The sequence below is a fragment of the Marinomonas pollencensis genome (assembly GCF_003387375.1).
Lineage (GTDB): Bacteria > Pseudomonadota > Gammaproteobacteria > Pseudomonadales > Marinomonadaceae > Marinomonas > Marinomonas pollencensis.
The window spans coordinates 54,577-74,339 of record NZ_QUNG01000013.1 but is presented as its reverse complement, the minus strand read 5'-3'; the positions used below and the strand labels follow the sequence as shown (position 1 = coordinate 74,339).

Genomic DNA, 19,763 nt, shown 5'->3' with positions numbered 1-19,763 from the left:
TTATTTTGTTTTCTTCCAAGCGACGGCAACCCCATGGGGATAACGCGCATCGATGGAGCTAATTTGATCTATTCTACCCGATAAATCACTTTTATACACCGCTATAAAGCGTTGTAATCTCTCTAAAATTTCCTCTCGCCCCAACTTTACTCTCACACCATTGGTGAAAGTAATATTCCATGCCCCTCGCAACTCTAAGCTCAACTTTTCGATCCGCAAACTGGTTGCTGAAAGCACTTGGCTAATCAAACCAAACTGATCCAATACAAGATCACTGGTATCCTCAGGACCATAAAGCCTAGGAAGCGGCAAATTAGGCAAAGCAGGCGGCGATATTACCACCGCCCCGGTGGAAATTAATTGCCGATCTCCCCAGTATGCGAGAGGTCGATACTCGCGAACAAGTATCTGAAGCGTATTCGGCCAAACTTTACGCACCTCTGCACTTTCTACCCATTGCGGCGACACAGCGATAGACTTTATTGACATTAACGATGCCGTTAATAAGTTTCTTCCTATCAGGGGCTGGTAATCTTTAAGCAACTCAGCCTTAGTGGCGTAGTTTAAATCCCCTTCCACCTCGACATGCTGAATAGCAAACCAACTATCAGGCGAATCCTCCCCCTGGAACAAAGCTACTAAAATCAGCAACACAGCCCCTATCAGCGCAGCAATTCTCATAATTTAGTCATGCTTTGCGTCATGCCATGCGCTTAAGGCAATTTTTTCCACCAATGCATTGTACCCAAGGCCAACATAGTTCGCCGCCATCGGCACCAGGCTGTGAGATGTCATACCAGGGGATGTATTGACCTCTAACACCCAAAACACGCCTTGCTGGTCTCGCATCACATCAACTCGCCCCCAACCACGACAACCTAATGATTGATAAGCCTGCAAAGCCAACGCCTGAAGCTCAGACTCATCGTCTTCGTTCAGTCCACAAGGCAATAAATATTGTGTGTCTTCGGCTAGGTATTTCGCATCGTAGTCATACAATTCATGACCATCAGACGCCTTAAGCCCAATAGCGGGATAAACCACATCATCAATGATCGTTACTGTATATTCTGGCCCGTCGACAAACTCTTCAACCAAAATATCTGAATCAAATTCAAGCGCATTACTCAGCGCTGACAGCAATTCTGCGCGGTTATTGGCTTTATTAATACCAATGGTAGAACCTTCCCGAGATGGCTTAATGATCAACGGATAAGACATTACCTGCTCAATCTCATCCGCGTCCGCTTGTCCTGCAAACGACAGGTAAGCTGGCGTAGCAATCCCAATGCCCTTCCAAAAACGCTTGGTCAGCACCTTGTCCATCGCAAAGCCACATGCCAGAGGAGAGCTTCCGGTATAAGGTTTGCCCATCATTTCCAGCAAAGCCTGAATACGCCCATCCTCTCCTTCACCACCGTGCAATGCAATAAAGGCAAGATCAAAATCAACCGATTGCAACTGCTTCACCGGGTCGAGCCCCGCATCACCATATAAGTCAATGGCCACCACTTGATAACCAGAAGCGCGCAACCCCTCGATCACCAATGGGCCACTTTGCAAAGACACTTCGCGCTCAGCAGAACGACCACCGTAAATTACCGCGATGACGCATTGTTTCAAATCAGCTGCCATCTGCTATATCCCACTCTTTGCTAAATTTTTCGAAATCAGACCTATGTCACCCGCACCCTGCGTAATCAACAAATCATCCGCTCTTAACACATTACTCAAAATCGAACGTAAATCTGTCACACTGCCTACGTGTACAGGGTCCACCGTACCTCGCTGACGAATACTACCGCACAAAGAGCGACTGTCTGCGCCATTGATAGGCGACTCACCGGCGGCATACACATCAAGCAACAGCAACACATCCACCTGGGATAACACGCGCACAAAATCTTCATACAAATCGCGTGTTCTTGAGAAACGATGCGGCTGATAGATCATCACTAAACGCTTCTCAGGCCAGCCCGCTCGAATGGCTTTTATCGTTGCCAAAACCTCACTTGGATGGTGCCCGTAATCATCAACAAACATCACCTCAGAACCATCATTTAAGGCTAATGGTTGCTGCTCTTGGAAACGACGCCCCACGCCCTCAAAGCCCATAAGACCAGCTTGAATCGCAGCAGCATCCACCCCGAGGTCTGTGGCCACTGCAATGGTTGATAAGGCATTAAGCACATTATGTTTACCTGGCATCGGCAAGCGAATCTTTAATGGCTCCCCTTCTGGCCGATGCGCGGTAAATTCACAAAAACGACCCGTTTGAACTATGTCTGTTGCATAAAAGTCGGCTTCTTGCTCAATACCATAGGTCAACACAGGACGACTCAACGATGGCAAGATCTCCCTTACATTTTCATCATCAACGCACAGCACCGCCAAACCATAGAATGGCAAGTTATGAACAAACTCGATAAAAGTGTGCTTCACTTTCTCAAAGTCACCGCCATAGGTATCCATATGGTCTTCATCAATATTGGTAATGATAACCGTTTGCGGCTGCAAATGCAGGAAGGAAGCATCACTTTCATCCGCTTCAGCCACCAAATAAGCACTGCTACCTAGCTGTGCATTGGCACCCGCACTGGTTAAGCGACCACCAATAACAAACGTCGGAGCTTCACCTGTCGCCGCCAAAACAGACGCCATCAAGCTGGTTGTCGTGGTTTTACCATGGGTACCAGCCACCGCAATACCGTGACGATAACGCATCAGTTCCGCCAACATCTCAGCCCGGCGAACAATAGGAACACGATTCTCTTTACCCCAGATAATTTCAGGGTTTTGTTCATTTACTGCGGTTGAGACCACAATCACATGAGCATCGAAAACGTTTTCAGCTTGATGCCCAAGATAAACTTTAATCCCCATATCAGACAATCGGTCTGTGGTAGCGGACGCTTTCAGATCCGAGCCAGACACAGAGTAACCCTGATTATGCAGCACCTCTGCGATGCCGCACATGCCAACACCACCAATACCAATAAAATGGATATTTTGGATGCGGCGCATGGTGGGAATATCGTATTGGAATTTGTTTACTATCATTTTATTAGCCTTAAACAATGCGCAACCACATCTCGGGTTGCATCCGGGTGAGCTATTTTCTTCGCTTGCTCCCCCATATTCTGTAATCTTGTCTCGCTTTCCAGCAAGCCCATTAAAATTGACACAACTTTGTCACTGGTTAACTCTGACTGCGGCAATAAATAGGCCGCATCAACGCTTTCAAGGTGACGTGCATTTGCCGTTTGATGATCATCAATGGCATGAGGCAAAGGCACCAAAATGGATGGCAAACCCGCAATCGCCAACTCACTCACTGTCATCGCTCCAGCACGACAAAGCACTACATCAGCCCAGTAATAAGCTTGTTCCATGCTGTCCAGATAAGGTTCAACCCTTGCCTTTACACCAGCCTCAGAATACAAAGCCGTCACCGCTTCAAAATTACGTTTTCCCGTTTGGTGCCAAACATCCAAACGCTGTGAACCATGCCACTGAGCCAACACAGATGGCACTATGTCATTAATCGCTTTCGCCCCTAAACTCCCCCCCACAACCAACAATTTAAGGGGGCGGCCTTGACCATCTCTCACCGGACGTACCGTTTGAGATAAAATATCAGCACGGATGGGGTTGCCTACGGTAACCGCATTCGGTAACGCATCAGAAAACGCTTGCAAGCGAGTATTAGCAACCTTTGCCAAAATTCGATTCGTAGTACCCGCTATGGCATTTTGCTCATGAATCACCAATGGAATACCCAACAATTTTGCCGCTATTGCACCTGGGCCTGCGACAAAACCGCCCATGCCTAATACCACTGAAGGCTTAATTTTCTGCAACACCGCCACCGCTTGACCAATCGCATGCAAAATACGAAAAGGAGCAGACAACAAACCGACAACACCTTTCCCCCTCACCCCCTTGATCGATAGGGTGTGGATAGGTATATCATGCTGCGGCACCAATGCTTCTTCCATTCCACCTTTGGAACCCAACCAAAAGACCTGCATTCCTTTTTCTTTAAATTGTTGCGCACTAGCAAGGGCGGGGTAAATATGCCCGCCAGTTCCACCTGCCATAATGACTACGCGCTTCGCATTACTCATGACTATTCTCTACTATTTCGCCGTTCCGGTTAGCGTTACGCAATTGCGCCTCATGACGTCTGTTTTCTATGTCCACTCGTGCAATGACAAACAAACTCCCCAAGGTGATAATCAAACTACTGCCGCCGTAACTAATTAAAGGTAACGTCAATCCCTTAGTCGGTAAGAAGCCCGTATTTACACCAATATTAATAATCACCTGAGCGAGAATCAAAATGGAAAAACCAAAGCACATATAGCCCGAAAAAGGACGCGATAAATTCATTGCCTGATGGCCAATTTTAAATGCCCGGCTCACCATAATGCCAAACAACAAAATAAGAAATAAGCCGCCTAACAAACCAGTCTCTTCGACCCATACAGAAAACACAAAATCAGTATGCGCTTCCGGCAAATACGACAGTTTTTGAACACTATTGCCCAGACCTAAGCCAAACCATTCACCTCGTCCATAAGCGATCAAAGCTTGACTCAACTGGTAGCCTTCATTGAAAGGGTCGGCCCACGGATCAATAAAGTTCATCAGTCGCTTCATTCGATAACTTTCGGAAATCGCCACCACACCTAACATACAGACGGCAGCCACCAACAAGAGCAAGAACTGGTATAAGGGCGCCCCACCCAGAAAGAGCAATGCCATTACAGTGCCCAATAGCACAACCGATGCGCCAAAATCTGGTTCAAGCAATAAAAACAACAAAAAGATGCTGCATAAACAAAGCGGGAGAAAGAACCCTACCCAACCTTGTCTAACTCGGTCTGCTCGTCGCACTAAATACCCAGAGACATAAACCACCATACATACTTTGGCGACCTCAGAGGCTTGCAAATTAAACACCACCAGATTAATCCAACGACGGCTACCGTTTACACTTTTACCAATACCTGGCACCAGCACCAAGACTAACAGGAGAAAAGACAACCCCATTAGCAAAATACCCCATTGCTGCAATCTATCGGTTGGCAGCGAAATCAAGCCCCAACCAAACACCAAAGCAATCACCAGATAAAGCACCTGCCTTGCCATAAAAAAATAAGGATGGCCGTGCAGGTTTTCAGAAATGGAAATCGATGCACTCGACACCATAACAATTCCGAGCGCCAAAATAGACACCACAGAGGCAACAAAAATCGCGTCAACCCGGCTAAACTCTCGCCAACTGACACGATCAAAGAATGCCAACCAATTCATAAAGCACGAACCAAATCGATAAAGTGCTGGCCACGCGCTTCATAGTTCTTATACATATCTAAGCTGGCGCATGCTGGCGAGAACAAGACGATATCGCCGGCTTTCACTGCACCTTGCACAGCGCTTACAACCTCATCTAAACTGGTAAAAATCGCCACCTCAGAATCTGGCAATAAAGCCTGAGCAAGTTGATGACTGTCTTTGCCAAATAAATAGGTTTTACACACCAACTCAGCAACCGGCTTAGCTAATGGCGTAAAATCCGCCCCCTTGCCATCACCGCCCGCAATCAAATGTATGTTTTTCTGCGCCCCATTACCCAGACCTTCAAGTGCTGCCAAAGTGGCACCCACATTGGTCCCTTTAGAGTCATTAATATAAGTAACACCTTGATGATTCCGCACTGTCTCACAGCGGTGCGGCAAACCACCAAACTCACCCAATACATCCGCTACACCCGGCGCTAAAAGATCCTGCCCGAGCAATTCAAGCATCGCTAATGCCGCCAACACATTGGCATGATTATGAGAGCCTTTCAGGGCGATATTCGAAGTGTGATAAAGCCGCTCTACGCCACGACACAGCCAAGCGCCATCATCATCAGACAATATACCGAACTCTTTCAAATCTGGGCTTTTAGTGGTGAAAGCTCGAACCGGCACACCTTCTGCTAACAAAGGGGCAGTTAAGATATCTTGCTTATTGCAAACAGCCGCTTTACAGCCGCGATAGACTTTTTGTTTCACTCTTTGATATTCATAAAGATCCTTGTAACGATCCATATGATCTTCAGAAACATTCAGTAAGCAGGCTAGATCGGCTTTTAACGCTGGCGTAGTTTCAAGCTGAAAGCTCGACAGTTCCAATACATAAAAGTCCACACCAGCACTAAGCAAGTCCAATGCTGGTAGACCAAGATTGCCCCCTGCTACTGCATTATTACCCGTTGCCTGCAGCAATTTAGCCAGTAAAGTCGTTACCGTGCTTTTCGCATTAGATCCAGTAATAGCAACAAAAGGCGCATTCACATAGTCACAAAATAGGTCAATATCCCCACGCATCGCCACACCTTGCTCAGCAAGCTTTACAAGGGTGGGCGTTTTTAACGGAATACCAGGACTTACATAAAGCTCATTAACACCTAAGCCTTCCAGCACAGTGAGATCACCGGTAAAAATACGCTCAGCAGGGCAAAGCGCCTTCGCTTGCTCTAAACCTGGCGGGTTGTCGCGAGAATCGACAACAAAGAAATCAATATTCTGGCTTGCTAAAAAGCGTACACAAGAGAGACCTGTCGCCCCCAAGCCAACGACGGCTCTTATCCGATCTGACCCGATCAACGACATAAAACGCTCCTAACGCACTTTTAATGTGGCAAAACCCACTAACACAAGACAAACAGTGATAATCCAAAAACGCACAATCACTTTGGGCTCCGCCCAACCTTTAAGTTCAAAGTGATGATGTATTGGTGCCATTCTAAAGATACGTCGCTTGGTTAATTTATAAGACGCCACTTGCAAAATAACAGAGACAGTTTCCATCACAAACACGCCCCCCATAATAAACAACACCAGCTCTTGACGAACAATAACCGCAATGGTTCCCAGTGCCGCACCCATCGCCAAAGAACCCACATCACCCATAAAGATTTGGGCTGGATAAGTGTTAAACCATAAAAAGCCGAGCCCAGCACCGATCAATGCCGAACAATACACCAACAACTCACCAGAGCCATGAACATAAGGAATCAACAAGTAATCCGCAAAGCGAATGTTACCTGTAAGATAAGCGAACACACCCAGCGCCCCACCCACTAATACGGTCGGCACAATCGCTAAACCATCAAGACCATCCGTCAAGTTCACCGCATTACTGGTACCCACAATCACAAAGTAAGTTAAAACAACAAAAAAGATCCCTAAAGGTAATGCCACATTCTTAAACAGAGGCACTAACAGAGCCGTTTCCGCAGGAGTTGTCGCAGTAAAATACAAAAAGAACGACGCAGCCAAACCAAACACGCTCTGCCAAAAGTACTTCCATTTTGCAGGCAAACCTTTGGAGTTTTTCGCTACGACCTTACGATAATCATCTACCCAACCGATCACCCCAAAAGCCCACATTACGCACAATACCAACCAGACATACTGGTTGCTAAGATCGCCCCATAACAAGGTACTAATAGAAATCGAGAAAATAATCAGCGCGCCGCCCATGGTTGGGGTGCCTGCCTTACTCAAATGAGATTGAGGACCGTCACTGCGAATCGCTTGACCTATCTGAAGGCGCTGCAGCAACAAGATCACGCGATTACCAATCAACAAAGAAATGGCCAACGCCGTCAGCACACCCAAAATGGCGCGCAATGACAAATAATTAAAAACAGTAAAAAAAGTATGGTGCTCGCTCAAATAAGCCGTAAGCAGGAGTAACATGAGTTAATGGCATCCTAAAGTGTTAAAATATTCACTACATTTTCCATTTTAGAAGAACGAGATCCCTTCACTAAAATGGCATGCGTATCATTAAGCGCCTGAACCACAGACGCCGCTTCTTTATGTGTTTGACAGAAAACCGCATCGCCACCGAGGTCACGAAATGCCTGTGCCGCCAGCCCAGCAAGTGGGCCGACACTGATCAAACAGGAAATCCCTCTTTGTTGCGCATATTCGCCTAAGCCTCGATGTATTTCGTCTTGCTGCTCTCCTAATTCTCCTAACGCACCGAGAATCAACCAGGTCTTTTTGACCTTCTGCATGGCCAACACATCGATTGCCGCTTCCACCGAAGTAGGGCTAGCATTGTAACAATCATTAATTAACAGAGCTTTATTTTTTGTCTGCAGCCGCTCCATTCTACCCGGTACCTGAACCGGCACAGCCAACTTGGCAACCGCCTCTGTAAGGCTCATGCCCAGCGCCATTAAAGCCAGCACAACAGCCATGCCGTTGGCGATCAAGTGACGCCCAGCACCAGCAATATACACCGCTTCACTTTGCCCTTGATAAACAAACACAGCGCGACTAGATTCCGCCCCTAATACCACATCCTTAGCGCATAAATCTGCTGTATCTGTAAAACCAAAAGAACAGACTCTTCGTTGATCCGCAAGCGTTTTCCAGTAATCAAAATAACCGTCATCTGCATTCAAGATGATGCTAGCATCTGCTTTTGCGGCTGAGATTAGCCCCCCTTTTTCAACAGCGATGCCTTCTAAACTGCCAAAGCCTTCAAAATGACTGCCACTGGCATTGGTCAAAATAACCACATCGGCAGCGATAATATCTGCCAGTTTTTTGATTTCACCAGGGAAACTCGTGCCAGCCTCAATAACCGCGACATCATGAGCCGCCGTGATACCGAGCAGCGTTTGCGGTACGCCAATTTGGTTATTCAAATTCGCGCGTGTTTTTAGCACATTTTGCTCACTAAGGGATTGAGCAAGCCAGTCTTTTACGGTTGTTTTACCGTTACTTCCCGTAATCGCTACAACTGGGCCTGAAAATTGGTCACGTATTGCTCGCGCTATCCGCCCATAGGCCGCTACCGTATCGGCCACCTTTATATAAGGTCCTAAGCAAAGATCCTGCTGCGACAACACAGCAACCGCGCCCTGCTCGATAGCAGATTGAGCATAATCATGACCATCAAAACGCTCTCCTTTGATGGCAACAAATAAACAACCTGATTGGATCGTTCGAGTGTCGGTAACAACTGCATTCACAACGCCATCTTCACCAATCAGCTCGCCATTACATAAGGCCGCAATTTGAGACAAGGAAAGTTTAAGCAACATAATTAGTTAACACCTTTAACGCCTCTTCTTTATCATCAAAATGATGCTTCACACCATTGATATCCTGATAGGTTTCATGGCCTTTACCTGCAATCAAAATGATATCGCCAAGTTGAGCCGTACTTATCGCTTTTGAAATTGCCAAGGCGCGGTCTACCTCTACATTCACCTCTGACTCAGGCGCCCCAACCAAGGCATCATCAATAATGCTCTGTGGCGCTTCTGTGCGCGGGTTATCCGAGGTTAACCAAACACTATCCGCGTGATGTAAAGCCGCTTGCAACATCAACGGACGCTTGCCTTTATCTCGATCACCACCACAGCCAAACACGCACACCAAGCGCCCTTGGGAGTGCTCTTTTAAAGCCTGCAACGCCACTTTTAACGCGTCCGGCGTGTGAGCATAATCCACCACGACCGCAGGTCCTTTGCTGGATGATACTTTTTCCATTCGCCCCGGCGCTCCTTGCAAAGATGCCAAGGCAGCCACCAATGCTGGCTTATTCGAACTTGTCGCCCACAAACTGGCCAACGCCGCCAAGGCATTTTGTATATTGAAGCGCCCTAACAACGGCAAAAAGACAGCATCTTCACCGTCAGGGTGGCAAAGTATAAATTGGCAACCTGCTGGCGTCAGCTGCAACTGCTTGGTGTAAAAATCCGCTTGCGCGTTTGCTTCACTGTAATAGAAATGCTCGCAATCAGAGGACAAGCCTTCATGCATAAAGGAAGCATAAGGGTCGTCTAGGCAGAACACACCGCGAGTGACACTTGGAAAAGAGAACAAACGACGCTTAGCCGCCGCATAGGCATCCATCGAACCATGGTAATCTAGATGGTCTCGAGAAAGATTAGAAAACACGGCTGTCTGAAAAGGCACGCCATATAAACGCCCTTGATCTAATGCATGAGAAGACGCTTCAAAGGCCACAAAATCAATCTTGCTGTGCGCCATATCAATCTTGCTGTGCGCCATATCAATCAGTAAACGATGCAGTGATAACAAGTCGGGGGTAGTTTGACTGGCGGTTTGCAAAGCATCGATGGGCCCCACTCCAAAAGTGCCAATAAGGCCACTGGCATAACCAACAGATTGCGCCAACTGAGCCAGATAAAAACAAATCGAAGATTTACCATTGGTTCCTGTAACCGCCACCAAAGCACCCGGGGGAACACCAAAAAACCTATACAGACAGACAACTAGAAATGCGGCAGGATCCTTCACATGCAGCAGTTCCAAACGGTCATGGGTCAATCCCAGATCTTCTGGCACTACCGCCACGCGACCACCAAGTTCAGCGACTTTATCCAAGTAAAGCCAGCCATCACTGGTCACACCAGGCAAGGCAAAAAACACCCCTTGGGCGTCCATTTTTCGACTGTCTGTTTCTAAATGAGTATAACTATGATGGGCGGCAGATTTCTCCACTGTCAGCCCGACCAAGTTCAGTAGCTGAGCATGGGTCAAGTTTGCCATATTAATTTCCTTGCGCCACCCGATATGGTGCTTTTTTGGTGTCAAGACGCACTTCTCGCAAGCCGTCCGGCAAATCTGGCGAAATATTCAATATCGTCAGGGCGCCTTCCATCACTCGAGAAAAAACCGGTGCGGCCACTTCACCACCGTAATACTGGCGACCTTTAGGGTCATTAATCATAACCACCATAGCAAGACGTGGATTTGATGCCGGAGCAAAGCCCGCGAACATGGCGTTGTATTGGTCATATTCATAACCTTTAGAACCCACCCTGTGCACTGTACCCGTTTTACCTGCCACACTGTAGCCGGGTATTTGTGCCGCGCGCCCTGAACCTCGCTGAACAACCGCCTCCATCATTTTAGCGACGTCTCTTGCCACATTACGTGGAATCACTTGCTTGCCAACCGGCTTACCGTCCTGTTTAAAAATACTCACTGGCACTCGGTAGCCACCATTTGCCAACGTCATGTAAGCCTGTGCCAATTGCAATGTAGACACAGACAAGCCATAACCATAAGACAAGGTTGCGATTTCAGAAGGGTGCCATTTGGGGTGCGACGGCAGGTTACCGGTTGCCTCACCAGGAAAACCAATCCCAACGGGTGAGCCAATGCCTAATTCGTAGTCTATGTTCCATATCGCATCCTGCGGCAACGAAAAAGCAATTTTAGACGCCCCAATATTGCTCGACTTAACCAGCAAGGTTTCTAAGTTGATTTTGCCATAGTTGCCTTCATCACGAATCGTAAAACGACCGATACGCAAGTAACCCGGAGCGGTATTAATAGTAGATTCGGTGTTGTATTGCCCAGACATAAGAGCTGCAGCAACCGTGAAAGGTTTCATTGTCGAGCCAGGCTCAAACAAATCAATGACGGCGCGATTGCGTAATTCATCATATTCTAGCGCAGAGCGATCATTTGGATTATAAGACGGCTGATTTACCATGGCCAAAATCTCACCCGTTCTTACGTCCAAAATAACAGCGGAAGCCGATGTGGCACGGTGTTCCGTAACTGCTGCTTTTAGCTCTCGATAAGCCAGGTATTGCAAGCGCAAATCAATACTTAGATCTATATTCTGACCCGGACGTTCTGGCTCATCTTGGCCAATAGAGCGCAACACATTGCCATTAAGATCTTTGAGAAAAGTACGCTTTCCTGGATTGCCTTGCAGGGCTTTATCATAAGCCAGCTCAATCCCTTCCTGCCCTTTATCATCAATATTAGTAAAACCAACGACCTGAGCCGCGACTTCACCAGCAGGGTAAAAACGCTTATATTCTCTTGTTTTACTCACCCCAACAACGTTAGCCGCCATAATGCGATCTGCCTCATGGGGAGCAACCTGCCGCTTTAAATACATAAAGGAGCGATTTTTATTGTTGGTAAATCTGTCTTGTAACCAAGCTTGCCCCACGCCCATGGCATCAGCCAAACGCTTAATTTCTTGGCTTGGCGTCTCCCCCTGCTGTGGGTCTTGTTCCATTTTCCAAAGCGCTTTTGGGTTCGCAATCAAGGTCCAAGTTGGCGTGCTCACTGCCAGCGGTTCACCACGACGATCAAGAATCATTCCCCGTGTTGCTGGAATAGACTCACTTCTCACCGCACGCCGCTCTCCCTGATTCTGCAGGAATTCCTTATCAACGACAGTGAGATAAAATAGACGACCGCCAGCGACTAGAAATAACACTAGCGCGATTGCGTAAACGAATCTGAATCGCCATTTTCCTGGACGGTGAGCACCGTTTTCAATATTCATGGTTTTACTATTATCAATTCATCCTGAGTGGGGGAATGCATGTGTAAATCCTTAATGGCGGCCTGCTCTAATCGACTCGGCTGAGTCAAAGCACTTTGCTCTAAAAGCAACTGCCCCCATTTCACCTCATAGTTCACCTCATCTTTTTTTAACGCTTGAAGATGAGAGAAATCCTTCCTAAAATCATAAACTTGTACAACAACCAGAATAGAAATAATTGCTAAAACAACGACACCAAGGCTAAACGCCCATGGTGAAAAACGTTGCTTAATCACTTATTTTCTCCAACACTCGAAGCACGGCACTGCGCGACCTAACGTTGTCATTAACTTCCGATTCCGAGGGCTTAATCGCCTTACCCACGGTTTTGAACTTAATATCCAAATGCGCATTGCGAATTGGCAAATGGCGAGGCAATTCTGGCCCCTTGGCCTTCAGTTTCATAAATCGTTTAACAATACGATCTTCCAAAGAGTGGAAACTAATCACCACGAGACGCCCACCAACTTTTAATGACTCAGTGGCAGCCTCAAGGCCCGTTTCAAGATCACCTAATTCATTATTAATGAAGATTCGAATACCCTGAAATGCACGAGTGGCAGGATTTTTGCCTTTTTCCCAAGCAGGGTTGGCTTCTGCAACAATCTTAGAGAGCTGCAGTGTGGTGAGAATGGGTGTATGAGCACGGTATTCACAAATCGCTTTCGCAATGCGTCGTGAAAAGCGCTCTTCCCCATACTGATACATCACATCAGCAATTTCTTTCTCCCCTGCGACCGCAATCCAGTCTGCGGCACTCATCCCTTTGTCTGGGTTCATGCGCATATCTAGAGGGCCGTCATTCATAAAACTAAAACCACGCTCTGCGTCGTCTAATTGTGGAGAAGAAACTCCTAGGTCCATCATAATGCCGTCCACTTTGTCCACACCGAACACATCATTAATATGTTCAGACATCGCGGCAAACGTATCTTGCACTATCGTAAAGCGCGAATCTTCAGACTCCAGCGCCTTACCAAACTCTATTGCTACTGGGTCTTTATCAAAGCCCAACAACTTACCCTTATCTAGTCGGTCTAATACTAAACGGGTATGACCACCTCGACCGAATGTACCGTCGACGTACAGCCCATCTGTATTAGTCACCAACATATCTACCGACTCATTTAACATGACACTGATATGTTTTGAGGTCGCGTCTGTCATAAAGAGATATCCATCATAATTTCTGGTTGCAGTTCATCAAGTGATGCTTGAGATAAGTAATCGTCTCGTTGAGACTCCCACTCATCTTGGCTCCATATTTCCAATTTCTTTCCTTGCCCGAGCAAGGTGACTTTACGGTCCAATCCAGCAAATTCACGCAAAGGAGCGGGCAATAAAATCCTACCGGCTTTATCCACCTCTAAATCCGTAGCATGGCCAACCAAAAGTCTCTGAAGCCGTCTTGCTTGAGGTTGAAAGCTGGGCAATTTATCCAGTTTTTGCTGAATCAATTCCCACTCAACCAATGGATAAAGCAACAAGCACTTAGAGGCAGGATCTATGGTGACAACAACCCCTTCATCTTCGTATTGGGCTAATTCATCCCGCAAGCGGGCCGGAAACGTCATGCGTCCCTTTGCATCCACACTCACTTGATGAATTCCACGAAACACAGCCATATCCCACTTAACGACACTTTATCCCACAATTTAACACTATTTGCTAAAAAGAGTAAAAAAAAACACCCGAAATAAGCAAAAATAGGTGCAATGATTCCGTAAAGACGCATTAAAGAAGGCTTTTCGCGCAAAAAAAGCACAAAAACAGACTGGGGTCGCTATAAACCAAGGAAGTCAACTCAATTGGGATGGTATTGCAAAAAAAGAAAGGAAAAAAAGCAAGTTGGCCGATAAGCCGGGTTCTGTCGTGGACAGTCATTCATCTAATACGTACATCACTGCACGTCTTTAGCAACCTACCCGAACTCAGCGCGGGTCACGCCAAAGAGTTCCTATTTGGTCTTGCTTCAAGTGGGGTTTACCTTGCCACGAACTGTTACCAGTCGCGCGGTGCGCTCTTACCGCACCATTTCAACCTTACCGGTAGTAAACTACTTAGGCGGTTTATTTTCTGCTGCACTTTCCGTAGGCTCACGCCCCCCAGGCGTTACCTGGCACTTTACCCTGCGAAGCCCGGACTTTCCTCCCCCTCTTACGAGGCGGCGACTGCCTAGCCAACTTGCGGCGTGCATACTACTGACCTCAACACAGAATAACAAGCACTTTCTGATAATCTTCTCGAAAGCAGGCCAAATAGAAAATAATTCGCTAGGCCAACGGCACTTTAAAGCAAACTTCCAAGCCACCTTCAGGGCGATTTTTAGCCTCAATACAACCTTTGTGCGCGTGAATAATACGCTTTGAAATGGTCAAACCTACGCCAAATCCACCACTGTTGGCCTCACGAGCTTCAGAAGAACGATAAAAAGCATGGAATATCTTCTCAAGCTTTTCTTCTGCAACCCCTGGGCCATTATCGCGAATATAAATCAGCGCATTACCGCCACGCTCCTGGGTCACCACTTCAATCACCCCGCCTTCACCGGCGTAGAAACAAGCATTACGCAACACATTTTCGATGGCATGGCGCAACTGCAGAGGGTCACCCAACAAGGTCTTAGGCTGGGTTCCAGATTTACTCACTGAAATCCCTTTGAGTTGACTCTCAAAGCTCACATCCGCCACAATTTCGTCAAGCCACTCCTGCAATGGAACAACTTCCTTACTCAGAGCAGCAGCTTCTAGACGGCTCAAGGTCAAAACCTGACCAATTAATTCGTCCAACTCATGCAATTCAGTCCGAATACGATGCAAGTAACTTTTTTGCGACTCTACCGCAAACTTGTCCTCGGCAATGGTAAGCGCGACTTCCATACGCGCCAATGGCGTTCTCAACTCATGCGACACATCCCGCATCAAACGCTCTTTGGACGAGAGCAAGGTATCTATGCGAACCGCCATCTCGTTAAATTCTTGGGCCAACTTACCTACCGCATCACTGCGCCGCGCCAATTTATCTTCCACCCGCACAGACATGTCACCCTGACCAAACAGCCTAGCCACTCGCTGCAATTTCAACAAAGGCCCAAGCAATAAGTAGGTCAGCACACCACTGGAAACCAATAAACCAAGCAAAGACAAGGCGATCACCAACCCTGGAGCCAAAGAGTCTAACTCTGGATTAGGCCGGAAGATCAGCAAATACTGAACGTTATTTGCGCCTATCACCTGAATAAATTGGCTGTGCAAGAAATCTGCAGCTGGCCGACCAGCTTCTCTCGCAGCCTTACCTAACGCACTCCCTGTGCCTGCACCACTGGCATCACTTTCACGGAAATTACGTGGCAACGGTTTTAACAGCGGACGGCCATTTTCCTGATAAAGATAAATATTACCAGAAAGACGCTTTTCGGCTTTTTCAGCCTCACTCTTTAGGGCTGCTAAGCCGAATTTTTCGTACCCTGCGACCAGCTGCACGCCAATATCACCCAGTAAATCGGCAGACACCTGGTTTTGTTTCTGGACAAATTGAACTATGCCTAAACCGATGCTAACTACCACAATATTTGACAGTAGCACCACCAGAAACACTCGCAAAAAAGTACTCTTCATAAAAGATTAAACGCCTTGTTCACTTGCCACAAAAATATAGCCAACGCCACGCACGGTTTTGATTCGCGGGTCGCCATTTTCAAGATTACCAATTTTCTTACGCAGATTACTTATGTGCATATCCAAACTGCGATCGTACATGGTCAATTTACGACCCAAGGCTTTTTCAGACAACTCTTGCTTAGTTAACACCTGACCTGGCGCCAGTAACATACACTCAAGCAAAGTGTATTCAGAGGTTGTCAGCTCCACCAATTCCCCTTCTAGGAAAACACTACGATCTTTACGGCGCAGCAGCACACCTGAAAGCTCGATATCAGCGGTAGGATCATCTTCTTTCTCTTGGCTGGCACGGCGTAAAATCGCCTTAATACGCGCCAATAGCTCACGCGGATTAAAAGGCTTAGACAAATAGTCGTCAGCGCCCATTTCTAACCCCAAAATACGATCAATATCATCCCCTTTTGCAGTCAGCATAATCACCGGCACAGAACTTTTATTGCGGATTTGCTTAAGGGTTTCAAAGCCATCTAGCTCTGGCATCATGACATCAAGAATAACAATATCCGGCATATCCTCTGCCATTAACTCTAGCGCCTCGCGCCCATTCCAAGCATGAGCAACTTGATAACCTTCACCATCAAAGTATTCTTTGATCAAATCAGACAAACGTGCATCATCATCTGCTAACAGTAACTTCATCATAATTACCTTATCTCTTATTAAATAGGTGCATTGTCTTACGACGTCGACGCGTCCGTAACATCAATTGTAAATATTACCTTAGGCGCAAATAAAGACCCGCCCCCATTTTCACTCTATTTACAATTAATACTAATAAATGACCTCTTCTCGCCAAAAGCAAACAAAAAAAGCCGCATCAGCGGCTTTTTTGTCTATTTCACAAGCAATTAGCTTTTGAAAGGGTCACGCAACACAATAGTCTCGTTGCGATCAGGGCCCGTTGAAATAATGTCAACCGGCACACCTACATGCTCTTCTAAGAAGCGAATGTAGTCTTGTGCATTTTTAGGTAGGGCTTCAAAGCTTGGCGCGCCTACTGTTGATTCACTCCAACCAGGAAGCTCAACATAAACCGGGCGAGCTTGCTCATAGCCTTCACTATCAACAAGAGAACCCACAACTGGGTTACCGTCAGCGTCCGCGTAAGAAACACAAACCTTGATCACACTAGAACCATCTAGTACGTCCAGTTTTGTTAAACACATACCAGACACAGAGTTAATTTGCACCGCGTGACGAAGCGCCACAGCATCAAACCAACCACAACGACGTGAACGACCAGTGGTTGCACCGAACTCGTGACCACGAGTACCAAGGCGCTCGCCATCTTCGTCAAACAACTCAGTCGGGAAAGGGCCAGAACCAACACGTGTCGTGTATGCTTTGGTAATACCTAGCACGTAATCTAAGTACAGTGGACCAAATCCGGTACCTGCTGGCGCACCACCGGCGGTCGTATTAGAAGAGGTCACATAAGGGTAAGTACCGTGATCCACATCCAACAAGGAACCTTGCGCACCTTCAAACATGATGTTCGCGCCAGATTTTCTCAAGTCATGTAGAAGAGAAATAGTATCTGCCACCATTGGACGCAAGAACTCAGCCATCGCCAAGCCTTCTGCATACACTTCATCGTAAGAAATAGGCTCAACTTGATGATAGTTAGTCAAAATGAAGTTGTAGTATTCAAGCACTTCTTTCAACTTGCAGGCAAAACGCTCAGGATCCAACAGATCACCAACACGAATCGCACGACGAGCTACCTTATCTTCGTACGCTGGCCCGATACCACGACCCGTTGTACCAATTTTTTTCTCGCCTTTAGCAAGCTCACGAGCCTGGTCCATAGCAATGTGGTAAGAAAGGATCAACGGACACGCTGCACTCACTTTCAAACGATCGACCGCTGGTACGCCCTGCTCCAGAAGCTCTTCCACTTCTTTCTTCAGCGCTGCCGGTGAAAGCACCACACCGTTACCAATAATACATTGCACGCCTTCACGTAGAATGCCAGAAGGAATCAAATGCAATACGGTTTTTTTACCGTCGATCACTAAGGTATGACCTGCATTATGTCCGCCTTGAAAGCGAACTACAGCAGCGACATCTTCTGTAAGTAGATCAACTACTTTACCCTTACCTTCATCACCCCATTGGGTGCCTAGAATAACGACATTTTTACCCATAATATCAGGTCTCATCTTGATAGTTCTTAAAGAAAATCTATTGTTCGGCTGACACAAGCTGCCAAGCATCATCAACAAACACTAACGTAAAATCTACAGTATCGACACAGCCATCATCTAAGGCTTCAATCACTCGATATCCCTGCGCTCGCAACGCATTAACTTTTGCCCATAACGCATCGCTTTGACAGACAGGCGACAACACAGTTTTTGGCGTAGCAACATGCACATTCGCAAGAGCAACTAAGGCTTTCACATCGGTACTAAAGCCAGTCGCAGGTCGAGAACGACCAAACGCTTCACCAATATTGTTGTAACGACCACCGCGAGCAATGGCGTTACCGTGACCTGGTACATAAGCCGCGAAAAGCAAGCCTGTGTGGTAACTATAAGACACCAAATCACTCAAATCGAAATGCAGACCAATGGCAGGATAACGGCGTTCAATCACCGCACTCACACTGCTTAATAGCGCCAGCGCATCGTCGATAGATTGACTAATACCGCCCAACCCCTGCACTGCCGTTTGCAACACTTCAACACCACCACACAGGCGAGGTAAAAGCACCAACCAAGCCGCCTGATCTGATGTTAAGGATAGCCCTTTTACAAAGGCATCAAGCTCAGGAAGGTCTTTGGCATTATAAAGTTCCAACAGCTTGCTTTCTTGCTCATCGGTTAACTCACAAGCAGCTAGCACACCACGTACGATATTCACGTGACTCAAGTCGAGCACGAGATTGGACAAGCCAGCCGAGAACAAGGTCTCCAACATTAAAGACAAAACTTCAATGTCGCTTTCTAAGCCACCGTGACCATACAATTCTGCGCCCAGCTGTATTGGGCTGCGAGTACCATCCAAGCCTGCTGGCATAGTACGTAACACACTACCGCAATAGCTCAAGCGTTGAACACCCTCACCTTTCAGGCAATGAGCATCAATGCGCGACACCTGCGAAGTGAAATCCGCACGAACTCCCATAAGACGACCAGATAATTGATCAATCACCTTAAATGTTTCGATTTCTAGGTCTGAGCCAGCACCGATAAGAAGGGAGTCTAGGTATTCTAAGAGAGGTGGAATTACAAGATGATAACCCCAACTTTCATGGAGATTCAGCAGGGTTCTTCGAAGATGTTCTATTTTAGCGGCCTGTTCAGGCAACGCTTCATCCACACCTTCAGGAAGCAACCAACGGTCTGCTAATGTCATTAAACTATATCCTCTTAGCTTCGAGTCAGTAAAAGGAGCATTAATCCAAGAAACATACTAACCACACCCAGAATACGCAAATTCAAATCCGAACTCGCGACTGCTTTCGCCATCATTTTTCTCCATAACTGAGGAGCTAAAAACGGCAAAATTCCCTCGGCGATCAATAACAGGCTGACGCCAATAAGCAGCGACTGCAACAATTCCTGCATAGACTCTCTTTATTTTGACCATTAAAAAACCGGGCAGGACCCGGTTTGTGTAATAGTACCATGTTTCCTATTTCAACAAATAGGCTTCACGATCCAATATTGCTGAATAATT

The 19,763-nt window shown here is 46.9% G+C and carries 18 protein-coding genes and 1 other RNA gene; all 19 read right to left on the bottom strand.

The window, feature by feature from the left end; genetic code table 11:
* The 19 genes from DFP81_RS15340 to DFP81_RS15250 all read right to left on the bottom strand — a co-directional run bounded on the left by DFP81_RS15340 (position 1) and on the right by DFP81_RS15250 (position 19,651).
* Positions 1-681, bottom strand: a complete 681-nt coding sequence (locus DFP81_RS15340) for a cell division protein FtsQ/DivIB (protein ID WP_115898781.1) — start codon at positions 679-681, stop codon at positions 1-3.
* 3 nt (positions 682-684) lie between these two features.
* Entirely contained in the window at positions 685-1,635 is a 951-nt protein-coding gene (locus tag DFP81_RS15335; RefSeq protein WP_115898780.1) for a D-alanine--D-alanine ligase, read from the bottom strand.
* Between the two features lie 3 nt (positions 1,636-1,638).
* A complete protein-coding gene (gene murC / locus DFP81_RS15330; protein WP_115898779.1) occupies positions 1,639-3,060 on the bottom strand; it encodes a UDP-N-acetylmuramate--L-alanine ligase in 1,422 nt (473 codons plus the stop codon).
* Positions 3,057-4,127, bottom strand: coding sequence for an undecaprenyldiphospho-muramoylpentapeptide beta-N-acetylglucosaminyltransferase (murG, locus tag DFP81_RS15325; RefSeq protein WP_115898778.1), 1,071 nt, complete (start codon positions 4,125-4,127; stop codon positions 3,057-3,059). The genes murC and murG overlap by 4 nt, the downstream gene beginning before the upstream one ends.
* Complete coding sequence (gene ftsW / locus DFP81_RS15320; protein ID WP_115898777.1) at positions 4,120-5,319, bottom strand: putative lipid II flippase FtsW; 1,200 nt, start codon at positions 5,317-5,319, stop codon at positions 4,120-4,122. The genes murG and ftsW overlap by 8 nt, the downstream gene beginning before the upstream one ends.
* Complete coding sequence (gene murD / locus DFP81_RS15315) at positions 5,316-6,665, bottom strand: UDP-N-acetylmuramoyl-L-alanine--D-glutamate ligase (protein WP_115898776.1); 1,350 nt, start codon at positions 6,663-6,665, stop codon at positions 5,316-5,318. Before murD ends, ftsW begins: the two co-directional genes overlap by 4 nt.
* A 9-nt stretch (positions 6,666-6,674) precedes the next feature.
* A complete protein-coding gene (mraY, locus tag DFP81_RS15310; protein WP_115898775.1) occupies positions 6,675-7,757 on the bottom strand; it encodes a phospho-N-acetylmuramoyl-pentapeptide-transferase in 1,083 nt (360 codons plus the stop codon).
* Between the two features lie 14 nt (positions 7,758-7,771).
* Positions 7,772-9,118, bottom strand: coding sequence for a UDP-N-acetylmuramoyl-tripeptide--D-alanyl-D-alanine ligase (locus DFP81_RS15305; RefSeq protein ID WP_115898774.1), 1,347 nt, complete (start codon positions 9,116-9,118; stop codon positions 7,772-7,774).
* Positions 9,108-10,595 (bottom strand): UDP-N-acetylmuramoyl-L-alanyl-D-glutamate--2,6-diaminopimelate ligase, encoded by a 1,488-nt coding sequence (locus DFP81_RS15300; protein ID WP_115898773.1) that lies wholly within the window; start codon positions 10,593-10,595, stop codon positions 9,108-9,110. Before DFP81_RS15300 ends, DFP81_RS15305 begins: the two co-directional genes overlap by 11 nt.
* A 1-nt stretch (position 10,596) precedes the next feature.
* Positions 10,597-12,360, bottom strand: coding sequence for a peptidoglycan D,D-transpeptidase FtsI family protein (locus tag DFP81_RS15295; RefSeq protein ID WP_115898772.1), 1,764 nt, complete (start codon positions 12,358-12,360; stop codon positions 10,597-10,599).
* Entirely contained in the window at positions 12,357-12,635 is a 279-nt protein-coding gene (ftsL, locus tag DFP81_RS15290; RefSeq protein ID WP_115898771.1) for a cell division protein FtsL, read from the bottom strand. Before ftsL ends, DFP81_RS15295 begins: the two co-directional genes overlap by 4 nt.
* Positions 12,628-13,566 carry a 16S rRNA (cytosine(1402)-N(4))-methyltransferase RsmH gene (gene rsmH / locus DFP81_RS15285; protein ID WP_115898770.1) on the bottom strand — a complete coding sequence of 313 codons (939 nt, stop codon included), beginning with the start codon at positions 13,564-13,566 and terminating at the stop codon, positions 12,628-12,630. Before rsmH ends, ftsL begins: the two co-directional genes overlap by 8 nt.
* Entirely contained in the window at positions 13,563-14,018 is a 456-nt protein-coding gene (mraZ, locus tag DFP81_RS15280; RefSeq protein ID WP_115898790.1) for a division/cell wall cluster transcriptional repressor MraZ, read from the bottom strand. Before mraZ ends, rsmH begins: the two co-directional genes overlap by 4 nt.
* Positions 14,019-14,239: 221 nt before the next feature.
* Positions 14,240-14,586, bottom strand: an RNA gene (gene rnpB, locus DFP81_RS15275) — RNase P RNA component class A.
* Between the two features lie 86 nt (positions 14,587-14,672).
* Entirely contained in the window at positions 14,673-16,016 is a 1,344-nt protein-coding gene (locus DFP81_RS15270; RefSeq protein ID WP_115898769.1) for a sensor histidine kinase, read from the bottom strand.
* Positions 16,017-16,022: 6 nt separating this feature from the next.
* Positions 16,023-16,721, bottom strand: a complete 699-nt coding sequence (locus DFP81_RS15265) for a response regulator transcription factor (protein ID WP_115898768.1) — start codon at positions 16,719-16,721, stop codon at positions 16,023-16,025.
* Between the two features lie 206 nt (positions 16,722-16,927).
* The gene (locus DFP81_RS15260) at positions 16,928-18,226 is read right to left on the bottom strand and encodes an adenylosuccinate synthase (RefSeq protein ID WP_115898789.1); all 1,299 of its coding nucleotides are present in this window, start codon (positions 18,224-18,226) and stop codon (positions 16,928-16,930) included.
* A gap of 37 nt (positions 18,227-18,263) precedes the next feature.
* Complete coding sequence (locus DFP81_RS15255) at positions 18,264-19,439, bottom strand: ATP phosphoribosyltransferase regulatory subunit (RefSeq protein WP_115898767.1); 1,176 nt, start codon at positions 19,437-19,439, stop codon at positions 18,264-18,266.
* Positions 19,440-19,453: 14 nt separating this feature from the next.
* Positions 19,454-19,651, bottom strand: coding sequence for a DUF2065 domain-containing protein (locus DFP81_RS15250; protein ID WP_115898766.1), 198 nt, complete (start codon positions 19,649-19,651; stop codon positions 19,454-19,456).
* Between the last annotated feature and the right edge of the window lie 112 nt (positions 19,652-19,763).

Coding starts and splice junctions, on each gene's coding strand:
- DFP81_RS15340 (WP_115898781.1), bottom strand. CDS start 681: ATGAGAATTGCTGCGCTGATAGGGGCTGTGTTGCTGATTTTAGTAGCT.
- DFP81_RS15335 (WP_115898780.1), bottom strand. CDS start 1,635: ATGGCAGCTGATTTGAAACAATGCGTCATCGCGGTAATTTACGGTGGT.
- murC (WP_115898779.1), bottom strand. CDS start 3,060: ATGATAGTAAACAAATTCCAATACGATATTCCCACCATGCGCCGCATC.
- murG (WP_115898778.1), bottom strand. CDS start 4,127: ATGAGTAATGCGAAGCGCGTAGTCATTATGGCAGGTGGAACTGGCGGG.
- ftsW (WP_115898777.1), bottom strand. CDS start 5,319: ATGAATTGGTTGGCATTCTTTGATCGTGTCAGTTGGCGAGAGTTTAGC.
- murD (WP_115898776.1), bottom strand. CDS start 6,665: ATGTCGTTGATCGGGTCAGATCGGATAAGAGCCGTCGTTGGCTTGGGG.
- mraY (WP_115898775.1), bottom strand. CDS start 7,757: ATGTTACTCCTGCTTACGGCTTATTTGAGCGAGCACCATACTTTTTTT.
- DFP81_RS15305 (WP_115898774.1), bottom strand. CDS start 9,118: ATGTTGCTTAAACTTTCCTTGTCTCAAATTGCGGCCTTATGTAATGGC.
- DFP81_RS15300 (WP_115898773.1), bottom strand. CDS start 10,595: ATGGCAAACTTGACCCATGCTCAGCTACTGAACTTGGTCGGGCTGACA.
- DFP81_RS15295 (WP_115898772.1), bottom strand. CDS start 12,360: ATGAATATTGAAAACGGTGCTCACCGTCCAGGAAAATGGCGATTCAGA.
- rsmH (WP_115898770.1), bottom strand. CDS start 13,566: ATGACAGACGCGACCTCAAAACATATCAGTGTCATGTTAAATGAGTCG.
- DFP81_RS15270 (WP_115898769.1), bottom strand. CDS start 16,016: ATGAAGAGTACTTTTTTGCGAGTGTTTCTGGTGGTGCTACTGTCAAAT.
- DFP81_RS15265 (WP_115898768.1), bottom strand. CDS start 16,721: ATGATGAAGTTACTGTTAGCAGATGATGATGCACGTTTGTCTGATTTG.
- DFP81_RS15260 (WP_115898789.1), bottom strand. CDS start 18,226: ATGGGTAAAAATGTCGTTATTCTAGGCACCCAATGGGGTGATGAAGGT.
- DFP81_RS15255 (WP_115898767.1), bottom strand. CDS start 19,439: ATGACATTAGCAGACCGTTGGTTGCTTCCTGAAGGTGTGGATGAAGCG.
- DFP81_RS15250 (WP_115898766.1), bottom strand. CDS start 19,651: ATGCAGGAATTGTTGCAGTCGCTGCTTATTGGCGTCAGCCTGTTATTG.